The organism is Mesorhizobium sp. WSM4807 (assembly GCF_055811615.1).
Genome location: NZ_JBVVQY010000004.1, coordinates 158048 through 175269 on the forward strand (window position 1 = coordinate 158048; position 17222 = coordinate 175269).

Consider the following 17222-nt stretch of genomic DNA (forward strand, 5'->3'; position numbering starts at 1 on the left):
TGAGGCATTCTTTCCATGGCGAAGATCAAGGTGGCGAACCCGGTCGTCGAACTCGACGGCGACGAGATGACCCGCATCATCTGGCAGTTCATCAAGGACAAGCTGATTCACCCCTATCTCGACCTCAAGCTTGAATATTACGACCTCAGCGTCGAGCACCGCGACGCCACCAACGATCAGGTGACCATCGATTCGGCCAATGCGATCAAGAAACATGGCGTCGGCGTGAAATGCGCGACGATCACGCCCGACGAGCAGCGCGTCGAGGAATTCGGGCTGAAGAAGATGTGGAAGTCGCCGAACGGCACCATCCGCAACATCCTCGGCGGCACCATCTTTCGCGAGCCGATCATCATGAAGAACGTGCCGCGGCTGGTGCCCGGCTGGACCAAGCCGATCATCGTCGGCCGTCATGCCTTCGGCGACCAGTACCGCGCCACCGACTTCCGCTTTCCCGGCAAGGGCAAGCTGACGATCAAGTTCGTCGGCGAGGACGGTACGGTGATCGAGCATGATGTGTTCGATGCGCCGGCCGCCGGCGTCGCCATGGCCATGTACAATCTCGACGACTCGATCCGCGAATTCGCCCGCGCCTCGCTCAATTACGGCCTGCTGCGCAACTACCCGGTCTACCTCTCGACCAAGAACACCATCCTCAAGGCCTATGACGGCCGCTTCAAGGACATTTTCCAGGAAGTTTACGAGGCTGAGTTCGAAGCCGAGTTCAAATCCAAGAAGCTCTGGTACGAGCACCGGCTGATCGACGACATGGTCGCCTCCAGCCTGAAATGGTCGGGCGGCTATATCTGGGCCTGCAAGAACTATGATGGCGATGTGCAGTCGGACACGGTGGCGCAAGGTTTTGGGTCGCTCGGCCTGATGACCTCGGTGCTGATGACGCCGGACGGCAAGACGGTGGAGGCGGAGGCCGCACATGGCACCGTCACCCGCCACTTTCGCCAGCACCAGAAGGGCGAGGAAACCTCGACCAATTCGATCGCCTCGATCTTCGCCTGGACGCGCGGCCTCACCCATCGGGCCAAGCTCGACGACAATGCCGAACTGAAGCGCTTTGCCGAGACGCTGGAAAAGGTCTGCATCCAGACCGTCGAGGCCGGCTTCATGACCAAGGATCTGTCGCTGCTGATCGGTCCCGACCAGCCATGGCTTTCGACCACCGGCTTCCTCGACAAGATCGACGAAAATCTGCAGAAGGCGATGGCCTGACGCATGACCCTGAAAATCGGAATCATTTTCGGGCAGGATCATGCGCAAAATCAAAGTACTACAGCGTCCTATGCGCGTCTGAAAAGACGCGCGGCGCTGTAGTGAGCGTCATGGCCAAACCCGTCGTCTACGGGGCGGACTACAGCGTCTATGTGCGCATCGTCCGCCTCGCACTCGAGGAAAAGGGCATCAACTACGAACTTGTGCCGGTCGACATCTTTGCGGCGGGTGGCATTCCGGGCTGGTATTTCGACCATCACCCCTTCGGCCGCATTCCTGCCTTCGAGCACGACGGGTTCCGCCTCTACGAGACCAGCGCGATTGCCTGCTATGTCGACGAGGCTTTCGACGGACCCGCGTTGCAGCCAGTCGAAGCCCGACCTCGCGCAACCATGAACCAGATCATCGGCATGCTCGACGCCTATGCCTATCGGGCGATGGTCTGGGATGTCGCTGTCGAGCGGCTGGAGAAAGAAGCGCCCGACGAAACGCTGATTGCCGACGGGCTTCGGCGGGCGAGCACGGCGCTGCGGGCGCTTTCTTCGCTGAAAGCTCCCGGGCCATGGCTGATGGGAAGCGAGCTGACGCTGGCCGACCTGCATGCAGCACCGATCATCGGCTATTTCGTCAAGGTCACTGAGGGGCAAAACATGCTGGCCGAGTTTGCCGAAATTCAGGATTGGTGGACGCGCATCGCAGGGCGTGCGAGCGTTGCCAACAATCTGACCTAACACCGGGAGCGCTCCATGGTTGAACACTCTCACCAGGACGCGCTAACGGTGGCCAGAATAGTCAGAGTCAACCACGCCGGCGAGTTCGGCGCGATCAGAATCTATTCGGCGCAGATTCTTGTCTCGAAGCGTTTCTGGCCGCGTTGCGTGCCGTCTTTGTCAGAGTTGCTTGGGCATGAGCGCAGTCATTGCGCTGCTTTCCGTGCAGCCATGCCGTCGCGACATTCGCGACCGTGCCGCGTGATGCAATTCTGGAGCTGGGGCGGCTGGCTGCTGGGTTTCCTCACTGCCCTGCTCGGCCCGCAAGGCATATGGGCCTGCACCGCAGCGGTCGAAGCGGCGGTGCACCGCCATCTCGACGATCAGCTATTCTTTCTTGCCGGACGCGATCGCGAGTTGCACGGCACCATCCTGTCCATCCGCGAAGAAGAGCTTTCCCATCTCCGTCACGCCGAAGAGCAGTTGAGATCGCCCGGACCGTTGCTGAACCTCCTGCGCGCAGCGATCTCCGTCACCACCGACTGCCTGATCTGGCCTGTCCACCTGGGGCGACTCCACGCGAATGACGCGCGCCCTGAAGGCAGCAAAGCATGCCTGACGGGCGCTATGCGGCCTCCAGCGCCGCCTTCACTGCAGCGATCGCATTCTCGGCCCTAGAGGCATCCGGGCCGCCGGCCTGGGCCATGTCAGGCCGACCGCCGCCGCCCTGCCCGCCTAATGCCGCGGACGCCACGCGGACCAGATCGACGGCGCTGAAGCGGCCGGTCAGGTCGTCGGTGACGCCGACCACGACGCTCGCCTTATTGTCCTCGCCGGCGCCAACGAAGACGACGACGCCGGAGCCGAGCGACTTCTTGCCGGCATCGGCCAACGGCTTCAAGTCCTTTGGCGAAACGCCCGATACCGCCTTGCCAAGAAAACCGACACCGGCAATGGTCTCATTTTCGGCCGGCGCACCGGCTGGCGAACGGTCGCCCAGCGCCAGCTTCTTGCGCGACTCGGTCAATTCCTTTTCAAGCTTCTTGCGCTCGTCGAGCAGCGCCTCGACGCGGGCCGGCACATCGGCCGGCGAAATCTTCAGCGTGGCAGCGACCGCCTTCAGCCGCTTGTCCTGCTCGTCAAGATGCTTTCTGGCCGCCTCTCCGGTCAGCGCCTCGATGCGGCGCACGCCGGCGGCGACAGCGCCCTCCGAGACCAGCCGGACCAGGCCGATATCGCCAGTGGCGCCGACATGGGTGCCGCCGCACAGCTCGACCGAATAGGGCTTGCCGGCCTTGTCGCCGGTTACCCCGGTGCCCATCGACACGACGCGAACCTCGTCGCCGTATTTCTCGCCGAACAGCGCCATGGCGCCCTCGGCGATGGCGTCGTCGACGCTCATCAGCCGCGTCGTCACCGGGCTGTTCTGTACGACGATCTCGTTGGCCATCGCCTCGACGCGTTCCAGCTCTTCCGCCGAGATCGGCTTGGGATGGGAAAAGTCGAAGCGCAGCCGTTCCGGCGCGACCAGCGAGCCCTTTTGCGCGACATGGGTGCCGAGCACCTCGCGCAGCGCCTCGTGGACAAGGTGGGTCGCCGAGTGGTTGGAGCGCAGCCGCGTGCGTCTGACATGGTCGACCTTTAGCTCGACCGCTTCACCCGTCCTGACGGTGCCCTTGGTGACCTTGCCGAAATGCACGAAAAGACCGTCACCCTTCTTCTGCGTGTCGGTGACCTCGATGGCAAAGCCTTCGCCCGAAATCACGCCGGTGTCGCCCATCTGGCCGCCGGACTCACCATAGAACGGCGTCTGGTTAACGACGACGCCGACGGCGTCGCCGGGAACGGCGCTCTCCACCGCAACGCCATCCCTGACCAGCGCCTGAACGATGCCTTCTGCCTGCTCGGTGTCATAGCCGAGAAACTCGGTCGCGCCCGCCTTCTCGCGCACCGCGAACCAGACGGTCTCGGTGGCCGCGTCGCCGGAACCGGCCCAGCTCTTGCGCGCCTCAGCCTTCTGCCGCTCCATCGCAGCATTGAAGCCGTCGAGATCGACCGAAACGCCGCGCGGGCGCAGGGCGTCCTGGGTGAGATCGAGCGGGAAGCCGTAGGTGTCGTAGAGCTTGAACGCCGTCTCGCCGTCGAGCCGGTCGCCGCTGCCCAGCGTCTCGGTTGCATCGGCAAGCAGGCCGAGGCCGCGCGCCAGCGTCTTGCGGAAGCGCGTTTCCTCGAGCTTCAGCGTCTCAGTGATCAGCGGCTGGCCGCGCACCAGTTCGGGGTAGGCCTGGCCCATCTCACGCACCAGCGCCGGCACCAGCCGCCACATCAGAGGATCATGGGCGCCCAAAAGCTGCGCATGACGCATGGCGCGGCGCATGATGCGACGCAGTACGTAGCCGCGGCCCTCGTTCGACGGCAGCACCCCGTCGGCGATGAGGAAGCTCGAGGCGCGCAGATGATCGGCAATGACGCGGTGGCTTGCCCGGTTCTTGCCTTCCGCCTTGACGCCGGTCGCCTCTTCCGAGGCTCGGATCAGCGCCTTGAACAGGTCGATGTCGTAATTGTCGTGCTCGCCCTGCAGGACGGCGGCGATGCGCTCCAAACCCATGCCGGTATCGATCGACGGGCGCGGCAGTTCGATCCGCTCCGCCTTCGTCACCTGCTCGAACTGCATGAAGACGAGGTTCCAGATCTCGATGAAACGGTCGCCGTCCTCATCCGGACTGCCGGGCGGGCCGCCAGGAATGTCGGCGCCATGGTCGTAGAAGATTTCCGAGCACGGGCCGCAGGGGCCGGTATCGCCCATCGCCCAGAAATTGTCGCTGGTGGCGATGCGGATAATCCTGTCCTCCGGCAGGCCGGCGATCTTCTTCCAGAAGCCCGCGGCCGCGTCGTCGGTATGGTAGACAGTCACCAGAAGCCTATCCTTGGCGATGCCGAACTCACGGGTAATCAGGTTCCAGGCGAGCTCGATGGCGCGCTCCTTGAAATAATCGCCGAAAGAGAAATTGCCGAGCATCTCGAAGAAGGTGTGGTGACGGGCAGTGTAGCCGACATTGTCGAGGTCGTTGTGCTTGCCGCCGGCGCGCACGCATTTCTGCGAGGTCGTGGCGCGCGAATAGGGGCGGGTTTCAAACCCGGTGAAGACGTTCTTGAACTGCACCATGCCGGCGTTGGTGAACATCAGCGTTGGGTCGTTGCGCGGCACCAGCGGGCTCGACGCCACGACCTCGTGACCCTCTTTGCGGAAATAGTCGAGAAATGCCGACCTGATCTCGTTGACGCCACTCATGAATACTGCCTTTTCGAGAGAACCACCGATTGCCGGCGGAAAACAGACATGGCCTTTTAGCGGTCGCACCGCACCCTGTCCAGAAACACGGAATTGCTCCAAATCGTAGCCTTGGCCGGCTGTTCGGAATGGCCAGAGCCACCGCCAAAAACGCAAACCGCCGGCCCAAGGCCGGCGGTATGAACACATCGATACACCAACTCAATTCGGGATACGTGAACTCAAACGGATATTCTGGTTGGCACAGCCTGCATCCTACATCGCGCCCGCTTCGTCCTCGAAACCGTCGTCTCCGCCTTCGGAACCACCATTCTCGAGGAATTTCTCGGCGATCAGCCCGGCATTCTGCCTCAGTGCCAGCTCGATTTCGCGCGCCGTGTCGGGATTGTCGCGCAGGAACAGTTTTGCATTCTCGCGGCCCTGGCCGAGACGCTGCGAATTGTAGGAGAACCAGGCGCCCGACTTCTCGACCACGCCGGCCTTGACGCCGAGGTCGACCAACTCGCCGGTCTTGGACACGCCCTCGCCATACATGATGTCGAATTCGACCACCTTGAAGGGCGGTGCCAGCTTGTTCTTGACCACCTTGACGCGGGTCTGGTTGCCGACGACCTCGTCGCGGTCCTTGACCGAGCCGATGCGGCGAATGTCGAGGCGCACCGAAGCGTAGAATTTCAGCGCGTTGCCGCCGGTCGTGGTCTCGGGCGAACCGAACATGACACCGATCTTCATGCGGATCTGGTTGATGAAGATGACCATGGTGTTGGAGCGCGAGATCGAGGCGGTCAGCTTGCGCAGCGCCTGGCTCATCAGGCGGGCCTGCAGGCCCGGCAGCGAATCGCCCATTTCGCCCTCGATTTCGGCGCGCGGCGTCAGCGCCGCGACCGAATCGACCACCAGCACGTCGATGGCGCCGGAACGCACCAGCGTGTCGCAGATCTCCAGCGCCTGCTCGCCAGTGTCGGGCTGCGAAATCAGCAGGTTTTCGAGATCGACGCCGAGCTTGCGGGCATAGACCGGGTCGAGCGCATGCTCAGCATCGACGAAGGCGCAGATGCCGCCCTTCTTCTGGGCCTCCGCCACCGTGTGCAGCGCCAGCGTCGTCTTGCCCGAGCTTTCCGGCCCGTAGATCTCGACGATGCGGCCGCGCGGCAGGCCGCCGACACCAAGCGCGATGTCGAGGCCAAGCGAACCGGTCGGCACCGTTTCGATCTCGACGACCTGCTCGTTTGCGCCGAGCCGCATGATCGAGCCCTTGCCGAAGGCACGCTCGATTTGCGACAGCGCCGCGTCCAGAGCCTTTGATTTATCCACTGCTTTGTCCTCTACAAGCCGCAAAGAATTCTGAGCCATGATACATCACCCCTTGGTCGTCAATGAAGGCCGGACAATCCGTAATCCTTATCAATTTGTACCTTTTTTGTTCTCGTCTTGCAAGGGGAGGCAAGCGATTGAAAAACAAACAATATCCGGATTTGTTCTTTTTTTGTTTCGTGTTTTCACCCCAGGATGTATCCCGCTTCACCCGCAGGATTCTGCTGGGCATCTTCCGAATCGCGCCTCCGGTTGCCGGGTTCCGCCTGACAACCTAGTCTCACCCGGCAACAGCAAAGGTCATCTCGCCGGCATGATGAAGTCGCCGACAATCCTGGCCGTGGGCGGCGCCTATATCGAACGGCGCGGCCAGGTTTCGGGCGCCTTCGTGCCGGCGGCGTCAAATCCCGGCACGATGCGCGAGGCTGTCGGCGGTGCCGTCTTCAATGCGCTGCGCAGCGCCGTGCGCCGCGGCGTCTCCGGTTCGCTGCTTTCGGTGCGCGGCGGTGATGTTCTGGCCGATACGGTCTCGCGCGCCATCACTGCGGCCGGCATTGCCGATCTGTCCGTGGTGTTCCTCGATCGCACGACGCCGAGCAGCACGGTGCTGATTGACGGCGACGGCGCACTGATCGTCGGCCTTGCCGACATGGCGCTCTACGACCTGGCGCTTCCCAAGCAGATCCGCCGTGCCAAGGTGCGCGAGGCGATCAGCACCGCCGATGCGGTCCTGTGCGACGCCAACTTGCCGTCGACGGCGCTGGAGCGGCTGGTGGCGCTTGCCGCCGGCAAGCCGGTCTTCGCCCTCGCCGTCTCACCAGACAAGGCGGTGCGGCTCGCGCCGGTGCTGGGCAGCCTGGCGATGGTCTTCATGAACCGGCGTGAGGCCATCGCACTCGCCGATGTCGGTATCGACGCTGCGGAGCAAGATATCGCCGACGGCCTGAGACGGGCGGGCCTCAAAGGCGGCGTGGTGACGGCGGATGACGGTCCGGTGCTGGGTTTCGACGAAGCCGGCGCCTTCTCGATCCTGCCGCCGAAAAAAGTCGCGGACGGCGCCGCCGATGCGCTGGCGGGCGCAACGGTCGCCGCCCTGCTGCGCGGCCTGACGCTGCGCGCGGCGCTGCGCGACGGCGTTGCCGCAGCAATGCTCGCGATCGAAAGTGCCGAGCTTGTGCCGGTCTTTACGGCGGCAGACTTTGCCGACGCGCTGGCCCTTGTGCCCGAGCCGCAGAAAATTGGCATGAGCTGATGACCAGTGGAGAGGCAGCCTATTTGCCGGCACGCAGCCCCGCTTCATAGGCCCGGCGTGCCCAGACCGCCATCTCATCCGGATCGTCGAACGCGCTGTCGGGAACGCTCCAATACGGCATCGACACCAGCTTGCCGTGCCGCGACCCCGTATAGGTCCATTGCCGACAGCCGGCCGCCTCGAATTCGGGCGCGCTTTCCGCGTCGGCCTTCAGCATCAATTCGCCACGCACCACGATGGCGACGATAACGCCGTCAAAATAGATGCCCTTGCCACCGAACATCTTGCGAATGCTGACCGGGCCGAGGCCTTCGAAAAGTTCGGCAATGCGTTCATTGTCCATGCCGCGATCATGTCACCCGGATTTCCCCTTGTCATCGCCGCAACCGGCACCATCCTGACAAGTTGAAAACCAATTTCGTCGGAGTTTTTCATGCCGCTTCTGCTCAAAGGGTCCTGCCGGTGCAATGCTGTCCGATTCGAGGTGGAGAGCCACACGCCGGTGCCGTTCATGCTCTGCTACTGCTCGATCTGCCGCAAGCAGCAGGGCGGCGGTGGCTTTGCCATCAATCTCGGCGCCGATTACGAGACGCTCAAAATCAAGGGCAAGCGCAATCTCGGCGTCTACCGGGCCGAGATCGAGGACGACGAGCATCCGCAGTGCGAGATCTCGTCAGGCGAGCGGAATTTCTGCAGGAAATGCGGATCGGCACTGTGGCTCTACGATCCGACCTGGCCGGAACTGGTCCATCCCTTCGCCTCGGCGATCGACACAGACCTGCCGAAACCACCTGAAAAGGTCCATCTCATGCTGAAATACAAGGCAAACTGGGTGGAGCCCGAGATTGGCAAGGGCGACAAGGTTTTCGATGTCTATCCCGAGGAATCAATCGCAGACTGGCACAGGCGGACGGGAATGTGGGTGGATTAGCATTTCTTCGCCCCGTTTACGGGGAGAAGATGCCGGCAGGCAGATGAGGGGCAGCGCAAACATCACACAGGCCGGCTCTGCCCCTCATCCGGCCCTTCGGGCCACCTTCTCCCCGTAAACGGGGAGAAGGGAAGATCAGGCCGATGCGCGCGCCTCGGCCAGGGCCTTTAGGTCGGCCGGCTTGAGTTCGACCGATTCGCCGCAGCCGCAGGCCGAGCTCTGGTTCGGGTTGCGGAAAGTGAAGCCGGTGCGCAGCGTCGTCTGCTCGAAATCCATCTCGGTGCCGAACAGGAAAAGCGCTGCCTCAGGTGCCACATAGACATGAGCGCCGTCGCGCTCGATATGATCGTCCTTGGTGTTGGGCTCGGTCACCAGATCGACCGTATATTCCATGCCGGCGCAGCCGCCCTTCTTGATACCAAGGCGAATGCCGTGCGCATTCTCACGGGTCGCGACAATCTCGCGCACCCGGTCGGCGGCCTTTTCGGTCATCGTGATGACGGCGAAGCGTCCCATTCTTTTTCTCCGCGTTCACGCAGGTTCAAGGCCTGCGGAATGAGTCTTCTCTAAAATGGTGAAGATTGTCGGCCGGTGCAACCCCGAATTCGCGAGGCACCTCCCCGGCACCGCGCTTGAGAGGAAGACAGACTTTTGCCCTCATCTGCAAATGCCTCACGGCTCAATACCATGACCTTGCTTGCCTTGGATATTGGCAGTAGTGTTCACCCTGGTGATATTCCCCTGAAAGATTTATTCCATGAACAAAAAAGAGCCTTACCAAATATATAATGCGATCGATACCCGAGATATTTTGATTTTCTCCGATGATCTCGACAAAATGAAAGGTAGCTTTCTGAGGCTTTTAGCGATTGCGATTTTCGTTTCTTTTATATTTTTATTCTCGTCTCAAAAATCAAGCCTATTCGGTCAAGTATTGTTCATATTTACCATCGCGATCCTGTTGTTTGTTATGGGGCTTTCTACATACCGTACCTATTTTAAGCGCCGGTCCGGAGTGATATCTCCTGATGGCATCGAAGACTCAAATATCACAACCGAGACGGTACCCTGGTCGGCGGTAAATGCCGTTGAACTAAGAACTGGAACGGGGCAACAACCCCTGGCCGTCCTTTTGCAGCTAAAGCCCCGCGCCGGCGACATGCTCAAGCTGACTAGGCGCGGCAGAAGATTATTTCTTTATAACAATACACTTTGGATCCCAGTCGGAAGGGGCATGATAGTCGCCGGAAATCCGGCAAGTCCCGAAAGCTTTTGGAGAACGATCGAGGCCTACGCCCAAACTTATGGCAAAGAGGTCAATTGATTCCTCAATACCAGCCAACCGCGACCTGCGCCTCTTCCGACATGCGGTCGGGCGACCAGGGCGGATCGAAGGTCATGTTGACCTCGACGCCGGACACGCCTTCGACGGCGCCGACGGCATTTTCCACCCAGCCGGGCATTTCGCCGGCGACCGGACAGCCGGGCGCGGTCAGCGTCATGTCGATCTTGACCGAGCGGTCGTCCTCGATGTCGATCTTGTAGATCAGACCAAGCTCGTAGATGTCGGCCGGGATTTCCGGATCGTAGACCGTCTTCAGCGCCGAGACGATGTCGTCGGTCAGCCGCGCCAGCTCGTCGGCGGGAATGGCCGGGGCGGAAACCAGACCGTTGGCAGTCGTTTCCGAAGTGGTCTCAGCGGTGCGGCCTGCATCATCCATGATCGTCATCCGAAGAACTTTCGCGCTTTTTCGAGCGCATCGGCCAAAGCGTCGACTTCGGCCCTGGTATTATACATGCCGAACGATGCCCTGCATGTGGAGATTACGCCGAAGCGTTTCAACAGCGGCTGGGCGCAGTGCGTGCCGGCGCGGACGGCGACGCCTTGCCTATCGATCACCATCGACACGTCGTGGGCATGAATGCCCTGCAATTCGAAGGAGATGATGGCGCCCTTATCCGGCGCATCGCCGAAGATGCGCAGCGAATTGATGGCCCTCAGCCGCTGATGGGCATAGTTCTTCAGATCGGCTTCGTGCGCGGCAATCCGCTCGCGGCCGATCTTTTCCATGTATTCGAGCGCAGCACCCAGCCCGATCGCCTGGACGATCGGCGGCGTGCCGGCCTCAAAGCGGTGCGGCGGATCATTGTAGGTGACGAAGTCTTGCGTCACCTCCTCGATCATCTCGCCGCCGCCCATGAACGGGCGCATGCGCTCCAGCATGTCCTTCTTGCCATAGAGCACGCCGATGCCCGAGGGCCCGTAGACCTTGTGGCCGGTGAAGACGAAGAAATCGCAGTCGAGATCCTGCACGTCGATCGGCATATGCACGGCGCTCTGGCTGCCGTCGACCAGCACCGGAATGCCGCGCGCATGCGCAATGCGCACGATCTCCTTGATCGGCGTCACCGTGCCCAGCGCATTCGACATGTGCGTGATGGCGACCAGTTTTGTGCGGTCGGTCAGCCGTTTCTCGAACTCCTCGATGTGGAAGATGCCGAGATCGTCGACCGGCACCCAGACCAGTTTCGCGCCCTGCCGCTCGCGGATGAAATGCCACGGCACGATGTTGGAATGGTGCTCCATGATCGACAGGACTATTTCATCGCCCTCGCCGATATTGGGCATGCCGAAGCCATAGGCGACGGTGTTGATCGCCGCGGTGGTGTTCGAGGTGAAGACGATGTTGTCGGTATCAGGCGCGTTCAGAAATCTTTGCACAATCTTGCGCGCGTTCTCAAAGGCGTCGGTCGCGGCATTGGACAGGAAATGCAGGCCACGATGGACGTTGGCGTATTCCTGGGAATAGGCGTGCTGGATGGCGTCGAGCACGGCCTGCGGCTTCTGCGCCGAGGCGCCGTTGTCGAGATAGACCAGCGGTTTGCCGTAGACTTCCCGCGACAGGATCGGGAAGTCGCGGCGTATCGCCTCGACGTCGTAGGGGATGTTTTCGACTTTCTGGTCCATCATAAGCTCTCTAGAGGCATCGCCTCATTCCGTCCAACACCCCTCATCCGTCTTGGCGCTACGCGCCAATCCACCTTCTCCCACAAGGGGAGAAGGTTGGGCGCGTTACCCGTGCGCCGCGAACCAGCCGTCGAGCCTCGTTTCCAGCGCCTCGACGATCGCCTCGTCGTCCAGTTCCTCGATCACCTCGGCGACGAACGCCTTCACCAACAGGCCACGCGCGGTCTTCTCGTCGACGCCGCGTGCCATCAGGTAGAACAGGTGGCTATGGTCGATCTCGGTGACGGTCGCGCCATGGCCGCAGACGACGTCGTCGGCGAAGATTTCGAGCTCAGGCTTGGTCGAGAACTCGCCGTCATCGGACAGAAGCAGCGTGTTGCAGGCCATCTTGGCGTTGGTCTTCTGCGCATATTGGTGGACGTTGATGCGCCCCTGGAAGACGCCGCGCGCTCTTCCGGTCACCACGTTGCGGATCACCTCCGTTGAAGCCGTGTGCGGCACGGTATGGTCAAGCACCATGGTCACGTCGGTATGCGTGTCGCCGGCAAGCAGGTTGATGCCGCGCAGCGTGAAGTCGGCGCCTTCGCCGGTGGTCTTCACCACGATCTCCTGGCGCACCAGCTTGCCGCCGGCGTTCATGACGAACAGCGTCAGCTTCGCATCCTTGCCGAGATGCGCCTTGAATTGGGCAAGATGCGTCGCCGTATCCGGCTGCTCCTGCACGATGAGCCAGGTCACGTCGGCGCCCTCTTCAAGCAGAAGCTGGCTGACCGAGCTGACCAGCCCCGCGCCCTCGCCCGCCTGGCGCTCGACGATAACGGCCTTGGCGCCGGCGCCGACGCGGACGCTGAGGCGCACATGTGTCTGGCCGCCGGCCTGCAGGTTCTGCAATTCGATCGGCTTGTCCAGTTCGGTGCCGTCGGCGATGTCGACAAAATAGCCGTCGGCCACGAAAGCCGTGTTCAGCGCGCCGATGGCATCGTCGGCTCCATAGGCATCGAGCCCCGGCGCTGCGCTGCCGTCAGTCAGTTTCTCCGACAGCCGCTGCACGGCAATGCCCTCGATATCAGGCAGTTTCGCGCTCGACACGCCGTTCAGCACCGGCAGGACGGCGGAACCTTCGACAACGGGCGCAATGGCTTTCGCGGCGGCTGCGGAATCGAAGTCCGGCACCGTAGTCAGCAGGCGGCGCAGGTCGGTGTAGTGCCAGGATTCGATGCGTCGCGTCGGCAGGCCGCTCTTGATCGCCTCGATGGCGTCGTCGCGCTTCAGCATTACCGTGTTGTCGCCGGGCAGCAGCGACAGCCGGTCGCTGAAGGCGTCGATCAGCGCCGTTTCGGCCGGCGTCCGCTGGGGTGTCGTGTGTATGTTCATCAGTTTCGCCTTGCTTGGCTTGCCTTCTGGGCCTTCTGGCATCTCACGCGGCTTGGCCGATCACGCCGGCATAGCCATTGGCCTCGAGGTCGAGCGCCAGCGACTTGTCGCCCGACTTGACCACCTGGCCTCTGTACAGCACGTGCACACTGTTTGGCACGATGTATTGAAGCAGGCGCTGGTAATGGGTGATGATGACGATGGCGCGGTCTGGCGCGCGCAACGCATTGACGCCTTCAGAGACGATCTTCAGCGCATCGATGTCGAGGCCGGAATCAGTCTCGTCGAGCACACACAGTTTTGGCTCCAGAAGCTTCATCTGCAGGATCTCGGCGCGCTTCTTCTCGCCGCCGGAAAAGCCGACATTGAGCGGCCGTTTCAGCATCGCCATATCCATGTCGAGCAAGGCGGCGGCGTCTTTCACGCGCTTCAGGAATTCGGGGATCTTCAGCGGCTCCTCGCCGCGCGCCTTGCGCTGCTCGTTCATCGCCACTTTCAGGAATTCCATCGTCGCCACGCCCGGTATCTCCATCGGATACTGGAAGGCGAGAAAGATCCCTGATGTGGCGCGCTCGGCCGGATCCATTTCGAGGATCGACTGGCCGTTGTAGAGGATATCGCCTTCGGTCACCTCATAATCCTCGCGCCCGGCGAGGATGTAGGACAGCGTCGATTTTCCCGAGCCGTTGGGGCCCATGATGGCGGCGACCTCGCCGGCTTTCACCGTCAGGTCCAGGCCGCGGATGATCTCGGTGCCGTCATCGACGATGCGGGCATGCAGGTTTTTGATTTCAAGCATTTTTCGTTCCAATATCAAGATCCACCAGTTTTTACTTTCTCTCTACCGCCTCATCGGGCCAATCTGGACTGATCTGTGCTCCGGTAGAAATGATGCCCAAGTACCAGCCAACAAGCTTCACCGCACCGGGCAGGTCTTTCTGGAGGATGGCGTCTGTCGCCATGCCGGCATTCTCGGCGAGCAGACGATCATCTACGCCTACAACGTACTCAGTATCCCCGTGCTTGGCTGGGAACACCGTGAGCACAACCTTGTTGTTGAAAGACACGGAAGTGCCAATCGACACTTCCGCAGGGACGACCGCGAAAGCCGCATTGTCCGACAGCGCCGCCGAAAGCGCCAACCGGAATCGATCATTGTTTTCGATCAACCGGTTTCGGACCTCCGAATAGATAGGAGTCTGCTTGAGTGCGAGTTCCTTTCCTTCTGCAAAGGCGGCGTCGAATGACGCTTTCAGTTGAGATCCACTCACCCCACGCTCCCCTCAAGCGAAATGCCGATCAGCTTCTGCGCCTCGACCGCGAATTCCATCGGCAGTTGCTGGATGACGTCCTTGACGAAGCCGTTGACGATCAGTGCGATCGCCTCTTCTTCGGGGATACCGCGCTGCATGACGTAGAACTTCTGGTCCTCGGAGATTTTCGAGGTGGTCGCTTCATGCTCGAACTGTGCGGTTGCATTCTTGGCTTCCATGTAGGGCACGGTGTGTGCGCCGCACTGGTCGCCGATCAGCAGCGAGTCGCAGTTGGTGAAGTTGCGGGCGTTGGTCGCCTTGCGGTGCGCCGAGACCTGGCCGCGATAGGTGTTCTGCGAGTAGCCGGCGGCGATGCCCTTGGAGATGATGCGGCTCGACGTGTTCTTGCCGAGATGGATCATCTTGGTGCCGCTGTCGACCTGCTGGTAGCCGTTCGACACGGCGATCGAATAGAACTCGCCGCTGGAATCGTCTCCGCGCAGGATGCAGCTCGGATATTTCCAGGTAATCGCCGAGCCGGTCTCGACCTGCGTCCACGAAATCTTCGAACGGTGACCACGGCAGTCGCCGCGCTTGGTGACGAAATTGTAGATGCCGCCCTTGCCCTCGGCGTCGCCGGGGTACCAGTTCTGCACAGTCGAGTATTTGATCTCGGCATCGTCGAGCGCGATCAGTTCGACCACGGCTGCGTGAAGCTGGTTCTCGTCGCGCTGCGGCGCCGTGCAGCCTTCGAGATAGGAGACGTAAGCCCCTTCCTCGGCGATGATCAGCGTGCGCTCGAACTGGCCGGTGTTCTTCTCGTTCATGCGGAAATAGGTCGACAGTTCCATCGGGCAGCGCACGCCCTTGGGCACGAAGACGAACGAGCCGTCGGTGAACACCGCCGAATTCAGCGTGGCGTAGAAATTGTCGGAGGTCGGCACGACCGAGCCGAGATATTTCTTCACCAGTTCCGGGTGCTCGCGGATGGCTTCCGAGATCGAGCAGAAGATGACGCCAGCCTGCGCCAGTTCCTTCTTGAAGGTGGTGACGACGGAAACCGAATCGAACACGGCGTCGACGGCGACGCGGCCCGACTTATAGACATTGTCGCTGGCTTCCTCGAGTTCCGACGCATCGGTCTTCTGCACGCCGGCAAGGATTTCCTGTTCCTTCAGCGGGATGCCGAGCTTTTCGTAGACCCTCAACAGCTCGGGATCGACGTCGCTCAGCGATGTCGGTCCCGGCGTGCTCTTGGGCGCCGCATAATAGTGGAGGTCCTGGAAATCGATCTTCGGATAATGGACGCGCGCCCACTTCGGCTCGTCCAGCGTCACCCAGCGCCGATACGCTTCCAGACGCCATTCCAGCATCCAGGACGGCTCGTCCTTCTTCGCCGAAATGAAGCGGATAATGTCTTCGCTCAGGCCCTTTGGGGCCTTGTCCATCGCGATTTCGGTCTGGAATCCGTATTTGTATTGGTCGACGTCGATCTTTCGGACCCGATCGATCGTGTCCTGCACAGCAGGCATTAGCGTTCTCCATCCACGCCGGGGTCAAGGCCCGGCAGTTTTCAAACTATGGCACCGCGAAACCAGCACCCGTGAGGCACCCAAGGCGGCGTAAGTTCCATATAGTGCGTCCTTGCCGGAAATTCACCCGGCCACCATGAAACGCACGGCTCTACCAGGCCAGAAGGCCTGCATCATTCTGCCGCACTCAGGCAGCTTTCTTCCCTGCCCCCGCGGCGTGAGGCGATACCTGCCAGCGCAGTGCGGAACAGTTCGATGTCCTCGGCGCTCGTTGCGTGGCCGATGGACACACGCAAAGCGCCAAGGCTGTCACTGTGCCCCATCGCTTTCAGCACATGGCTCGGGCCGACCTTGCCCGAGGAACAGGCGGAACCGGCCGACAGCGCCACGCCCGCCAGATCGAAGGCGATCTGCGCCGTCTCGGCCTTGATGCCCGCAATAGCGAAGAATGTCGTATTGGCAAGCCTCGTCGCGCCGGTTCCGAAGACTTCCGCATCCGGCACCAGCGTTTTCACGATGGCCTCGATCTCGTCGCGGCGGCTACCGACCGCATCGATGCTCTTCAATCCGATCAGGGCCTCCCGCGCCGCCGCGCCAAAACCAGCGATCGCGGCCAGATTTTCGGTGCCGCCACGATGACCCTTTTCCTGGCCGCCGCCGGCGATCAAGGGCCCAGGCATCAGGTCCGAGGCGGCGATAATGGCGCCAACGCCCTTGGGACCACCGATCTTGTGCGAGGACAAAATTAGGTAATCGGCGTAACCCACTGACATATCGAGCGGAATGCGACCGGCTGCCTGCACGGCGTCGATGATCAGGATGCCGCCGGACGGCTTGACGATTTCGGCGATGCGGTCGATCGGCTGGATGACGCCGGTCTCGTTGTTGGCGGCATGGATCGCCACCAGCGGCAGGCCGTCTGCCTTGTCATGACGGCCAAGTGCCGAGGCCAACGCGTCCAGCCTGACAATGCCGGCGGCGTCGACGCCGATCCGCGTCACCCGGGCTGCCGGAAAACGCCCGCCACTCAGTATACAAGGATGATCGGCTTCGCAGACATAGAGCCGGCTCATGCGGATAGCGCCGCGCCCCATCTGCCAGTCCGGCGTCAGCAACGTCGAGGCGGCTTCCGTCGCACCGGAGGTGAACACGACATGCTCGGCCTTGGCGTTGACCAGCGCCGCCACGTCGCGCCTTGCATTCTCGATCAGCCGCCGTGCGGCGCGACCCTCGGCATGGACCGACGACGGGTTGCCGGCGGCATCGAGCGCGGCAATCATTGCCGCGGGGGGGGGGCGGGGGGCGCGCGCCGGCGGGGGGGGGGGGGGGGGGGGGGGGGGGGGGGGGGGGGGGGGGGGGGGGGGGGGGG

General features: G+C 61.9%; 17 protein-coding genes. 6 read left to right on the top strand and 11 right to left on the bottom strand.

The window, feature by feature from the left end; genetic code table 11:
• The first annotated feature begins 15 nt into the window (after positions 1–15).
• The 3 genes from AC0L3N_RS06890 (at position 16) to AC0L3N_RS06900 (ending at position 2615) form a co-directional block, all read left to right on the top strand.
• Positions 16–1227 carry an NADP-dependent isocitrate dehydrogenase gene (locus tag AC0L3N_RS06890; protein WP_473546572.1) on the top strand — a complete coding sequence of 404 codons (1212 nt, stop codon included), beginning with the start codon at positions 16–18 and terminating at the stop codon, positions 1225–1227.
• A gap of 110 nt (positions 1228–1337) precedes the next feature.
• Positions 1338–1958, top strand: a complete 621-nt coding sequence (locus tag AC0L3N_RS06895; RefSeq protein ID WP_473546574.1) for a glutathione S-transferase family protein — start codon at positions 1338–1340, stop codon at positions 1956–1958.
• 48 nt (positions 1959–2006) lie between these two features.
• Positions 2007–2615, top strand: a complete 609-nt coding sequence (locus tag AC0L3N_RS06900) for a demethoxyubiquinone hydroxylase family protein (protein WP_473546576.1) — start codon at positions 2007–2009, stop codon at positions 2613–2615.
• Here AC0L3N_RS06900 and alaS read toward each other — a convergent pair.
• Positions 2563–5229: an alanine--tRNA ligase gene (gene alaS / locus AC0L3N_RS06905; RefSeq protein WP_473546578.1), complete on the bottom strand. Its 2667-nt coding sequence runs from the start codon at positions 5227–5229 to the stop codon at positions 2563–2565. The two genes, AC0L3N_RS06900 and alaS, sit on opposite strands and share 53 nt — an antisense overlap.
• Positions 5230–5484: 255 nt before the next feature.
• Positions 5485–6582, bottom strand: a complete 1098-nt coding sequence (recA, locus tag AC0L3N_RS06910; protein ID WP_008875470.1) for a recombinase RecA — start codon at positions 6580–6582, stop codon at positions 5485–5487.
• Positions 6583–6856: 274 nt separating this feature from the next.
• Here recA and AC0L3N_RS06915 point away from each other — a divergent pair, with 274 nt between their 5' ends.
• Complete coding sequence (locus AC0L3N_RS06915; protein ID WP_123149998.1) at positions 6857–7795, top strand: carbohydrate kinase family protein; 939 nt, start codon at positions 6857–6859, stop codon at positions 7793–7795.
• 19 nt (positions 7796–7814) lie between these two features.
• Here the strand turns inward: AC0L3N_RS06915 and AC0L3N_RS06920 are convergent, their stop codons facing one another.
• A complete protein-coding gene (locus AC0L3N_RS06920) occupies positions 7815–8138 on the bottom strand; it encodes a TfoX/Sxy family protein (protein WP_077371584.1) in 324 nt (107 codons plus the stop codon).
• A gap of 90 nt (positions 8139–8228) precedes the next feature.
• On the opposite strand from AC0L3N_RS06920, the gene AC0L3N_RS06925 reads away from it, so the two are divergent.
• Positions 8229–8726 (top strand): GFA family protein, encoded by a 498-nt coding sequence (locus AC0L3N_RS06925; RefSeq protein ID WP_473546580.1) that lies wholly within the window; start codon positions 8229–8231, stop codon positions 8724–8726.
• Positions 8727–8861: 135 nt separating this feature from the next.
• On the opposite strand, the gene sufA is transcribed toward AC0L3N_RS06925, so the two are convergent.
• A complete protein-coding gene (sufA, locus tag AC0L3N_RS06930) occupies positions 8862–9242 on the bottom strand; it encodes a Fe-S cluster assembly scaffold SufA (RefSeq protein WP_006206001.1) in 381 nt (126 codons plus the stop codon).
• Positions 9243–9483: 241 nt separating this feature from the next.
• On the opposite strand from sufA, the gene AC0L3N_RS06935 reads away from it, so the two are divergent.
• Complete coding sequence (locus AC0L3N_RS06935; protein WP_473546582.1) at positions 9484–10050, top strand: hypothetical protein; 567 nt, start codon at positions 9484–9486, stop codon at positions 10048–10050.
• 4 nt (positions 10051–10054) lie between these two features.
• Here the strand turns inward: AC0L3N_RS06935 and AC0L3N_RS06940 are convergent, their stop codons facing one another.
• From AC0L3N_RS06940 to AC0L3N_RS06970, 7 genes are all read right to left on the bottom strand, one after another.
• Positions 10055–10447, bottom strand: a complete 393-nt coding sequence (locus AC0L3N_RS06940) for an SUF system Fe-S cluster assembly protein (protein WP_123150101.1) — start codon at positions 10445–10447, stop codon at positions 10055–10057.
• A 5-nt stretch (positions 10448–10452) separates the two neighbouring features.
• The gene (locus AC0L3N_RS06945; RefSeq protein ID WP_473546584.1) at positions 10453–11694 is read right to left on the bottom strand and encodes a cysteine desulfurase; all 1242 of its coding nucleotides are present in this window, start codon (positions 11692–11694) and stop codon (positions 10453–10455) included.
• A 105-nt stretch (positions 11695–11799) separates the two neighbouring features.
• Positions 11800–13068, bottom strand: coding sequence for a Fe-S cluster assembly protein SufD (gene sufD / locus AC0L3N_RS06950; RefSeq protein WP_123150102.1), 1269 nt, complete (start codon positions 13066–13068; stop codon positions 11800–11802).
• A 43-nt stretch (positions 13069–13111) separates the two neighbouring features.
• Positions 13112–13867: a Fe-S cluster assembly ATPase SufC gene (gene sufC / locus AC0L3N_RS06955; protein ID WP_473546586.1), complete on the bottom strand. Its 756-nt coding sequence runs from the start codon at positions 13865–13867 to the stop codon at positions 13112–13114.
• Positions 13868–13898: 31 nt separating this feature from the next.
• The gene (locus tag AC0L3N_RS06960; protein ID WP_473546588.1) at positions 13899–14339 is read right to left on the bottom strand and encodes a hypothetical protein; all 441 of its coding nucleotides are present in this window, start codon (positions 14337–14339) and stop codon (positions 13899–13901) included.
• Positions 14336–15853 (bottom strand): Fe-S cluster assembly protein SufB, encoded by a 1518-nt coding sequence (gene sufB, locus AC0L3N_RS06965; RefSeq protein WP_123150002.1) that lies wholly within the window; start codon positions 15851–15853, stop codon positions 14336–14338. Before sufB ends, AC0L3N_RS06960 begins: the two co-directional genes overlap by 4 nt.
• A 173-nt stretch (positions 15854–16026) precedes the next feature.
• A partial coding sequence (locus AC0L3N_RS06970) for a cysteine desulfurase family protein (RefSeq protein ID WP_473546590.1) occupies positions 16027–17222 on the bottom strand: 1196 nt, incomplete at its 5' end.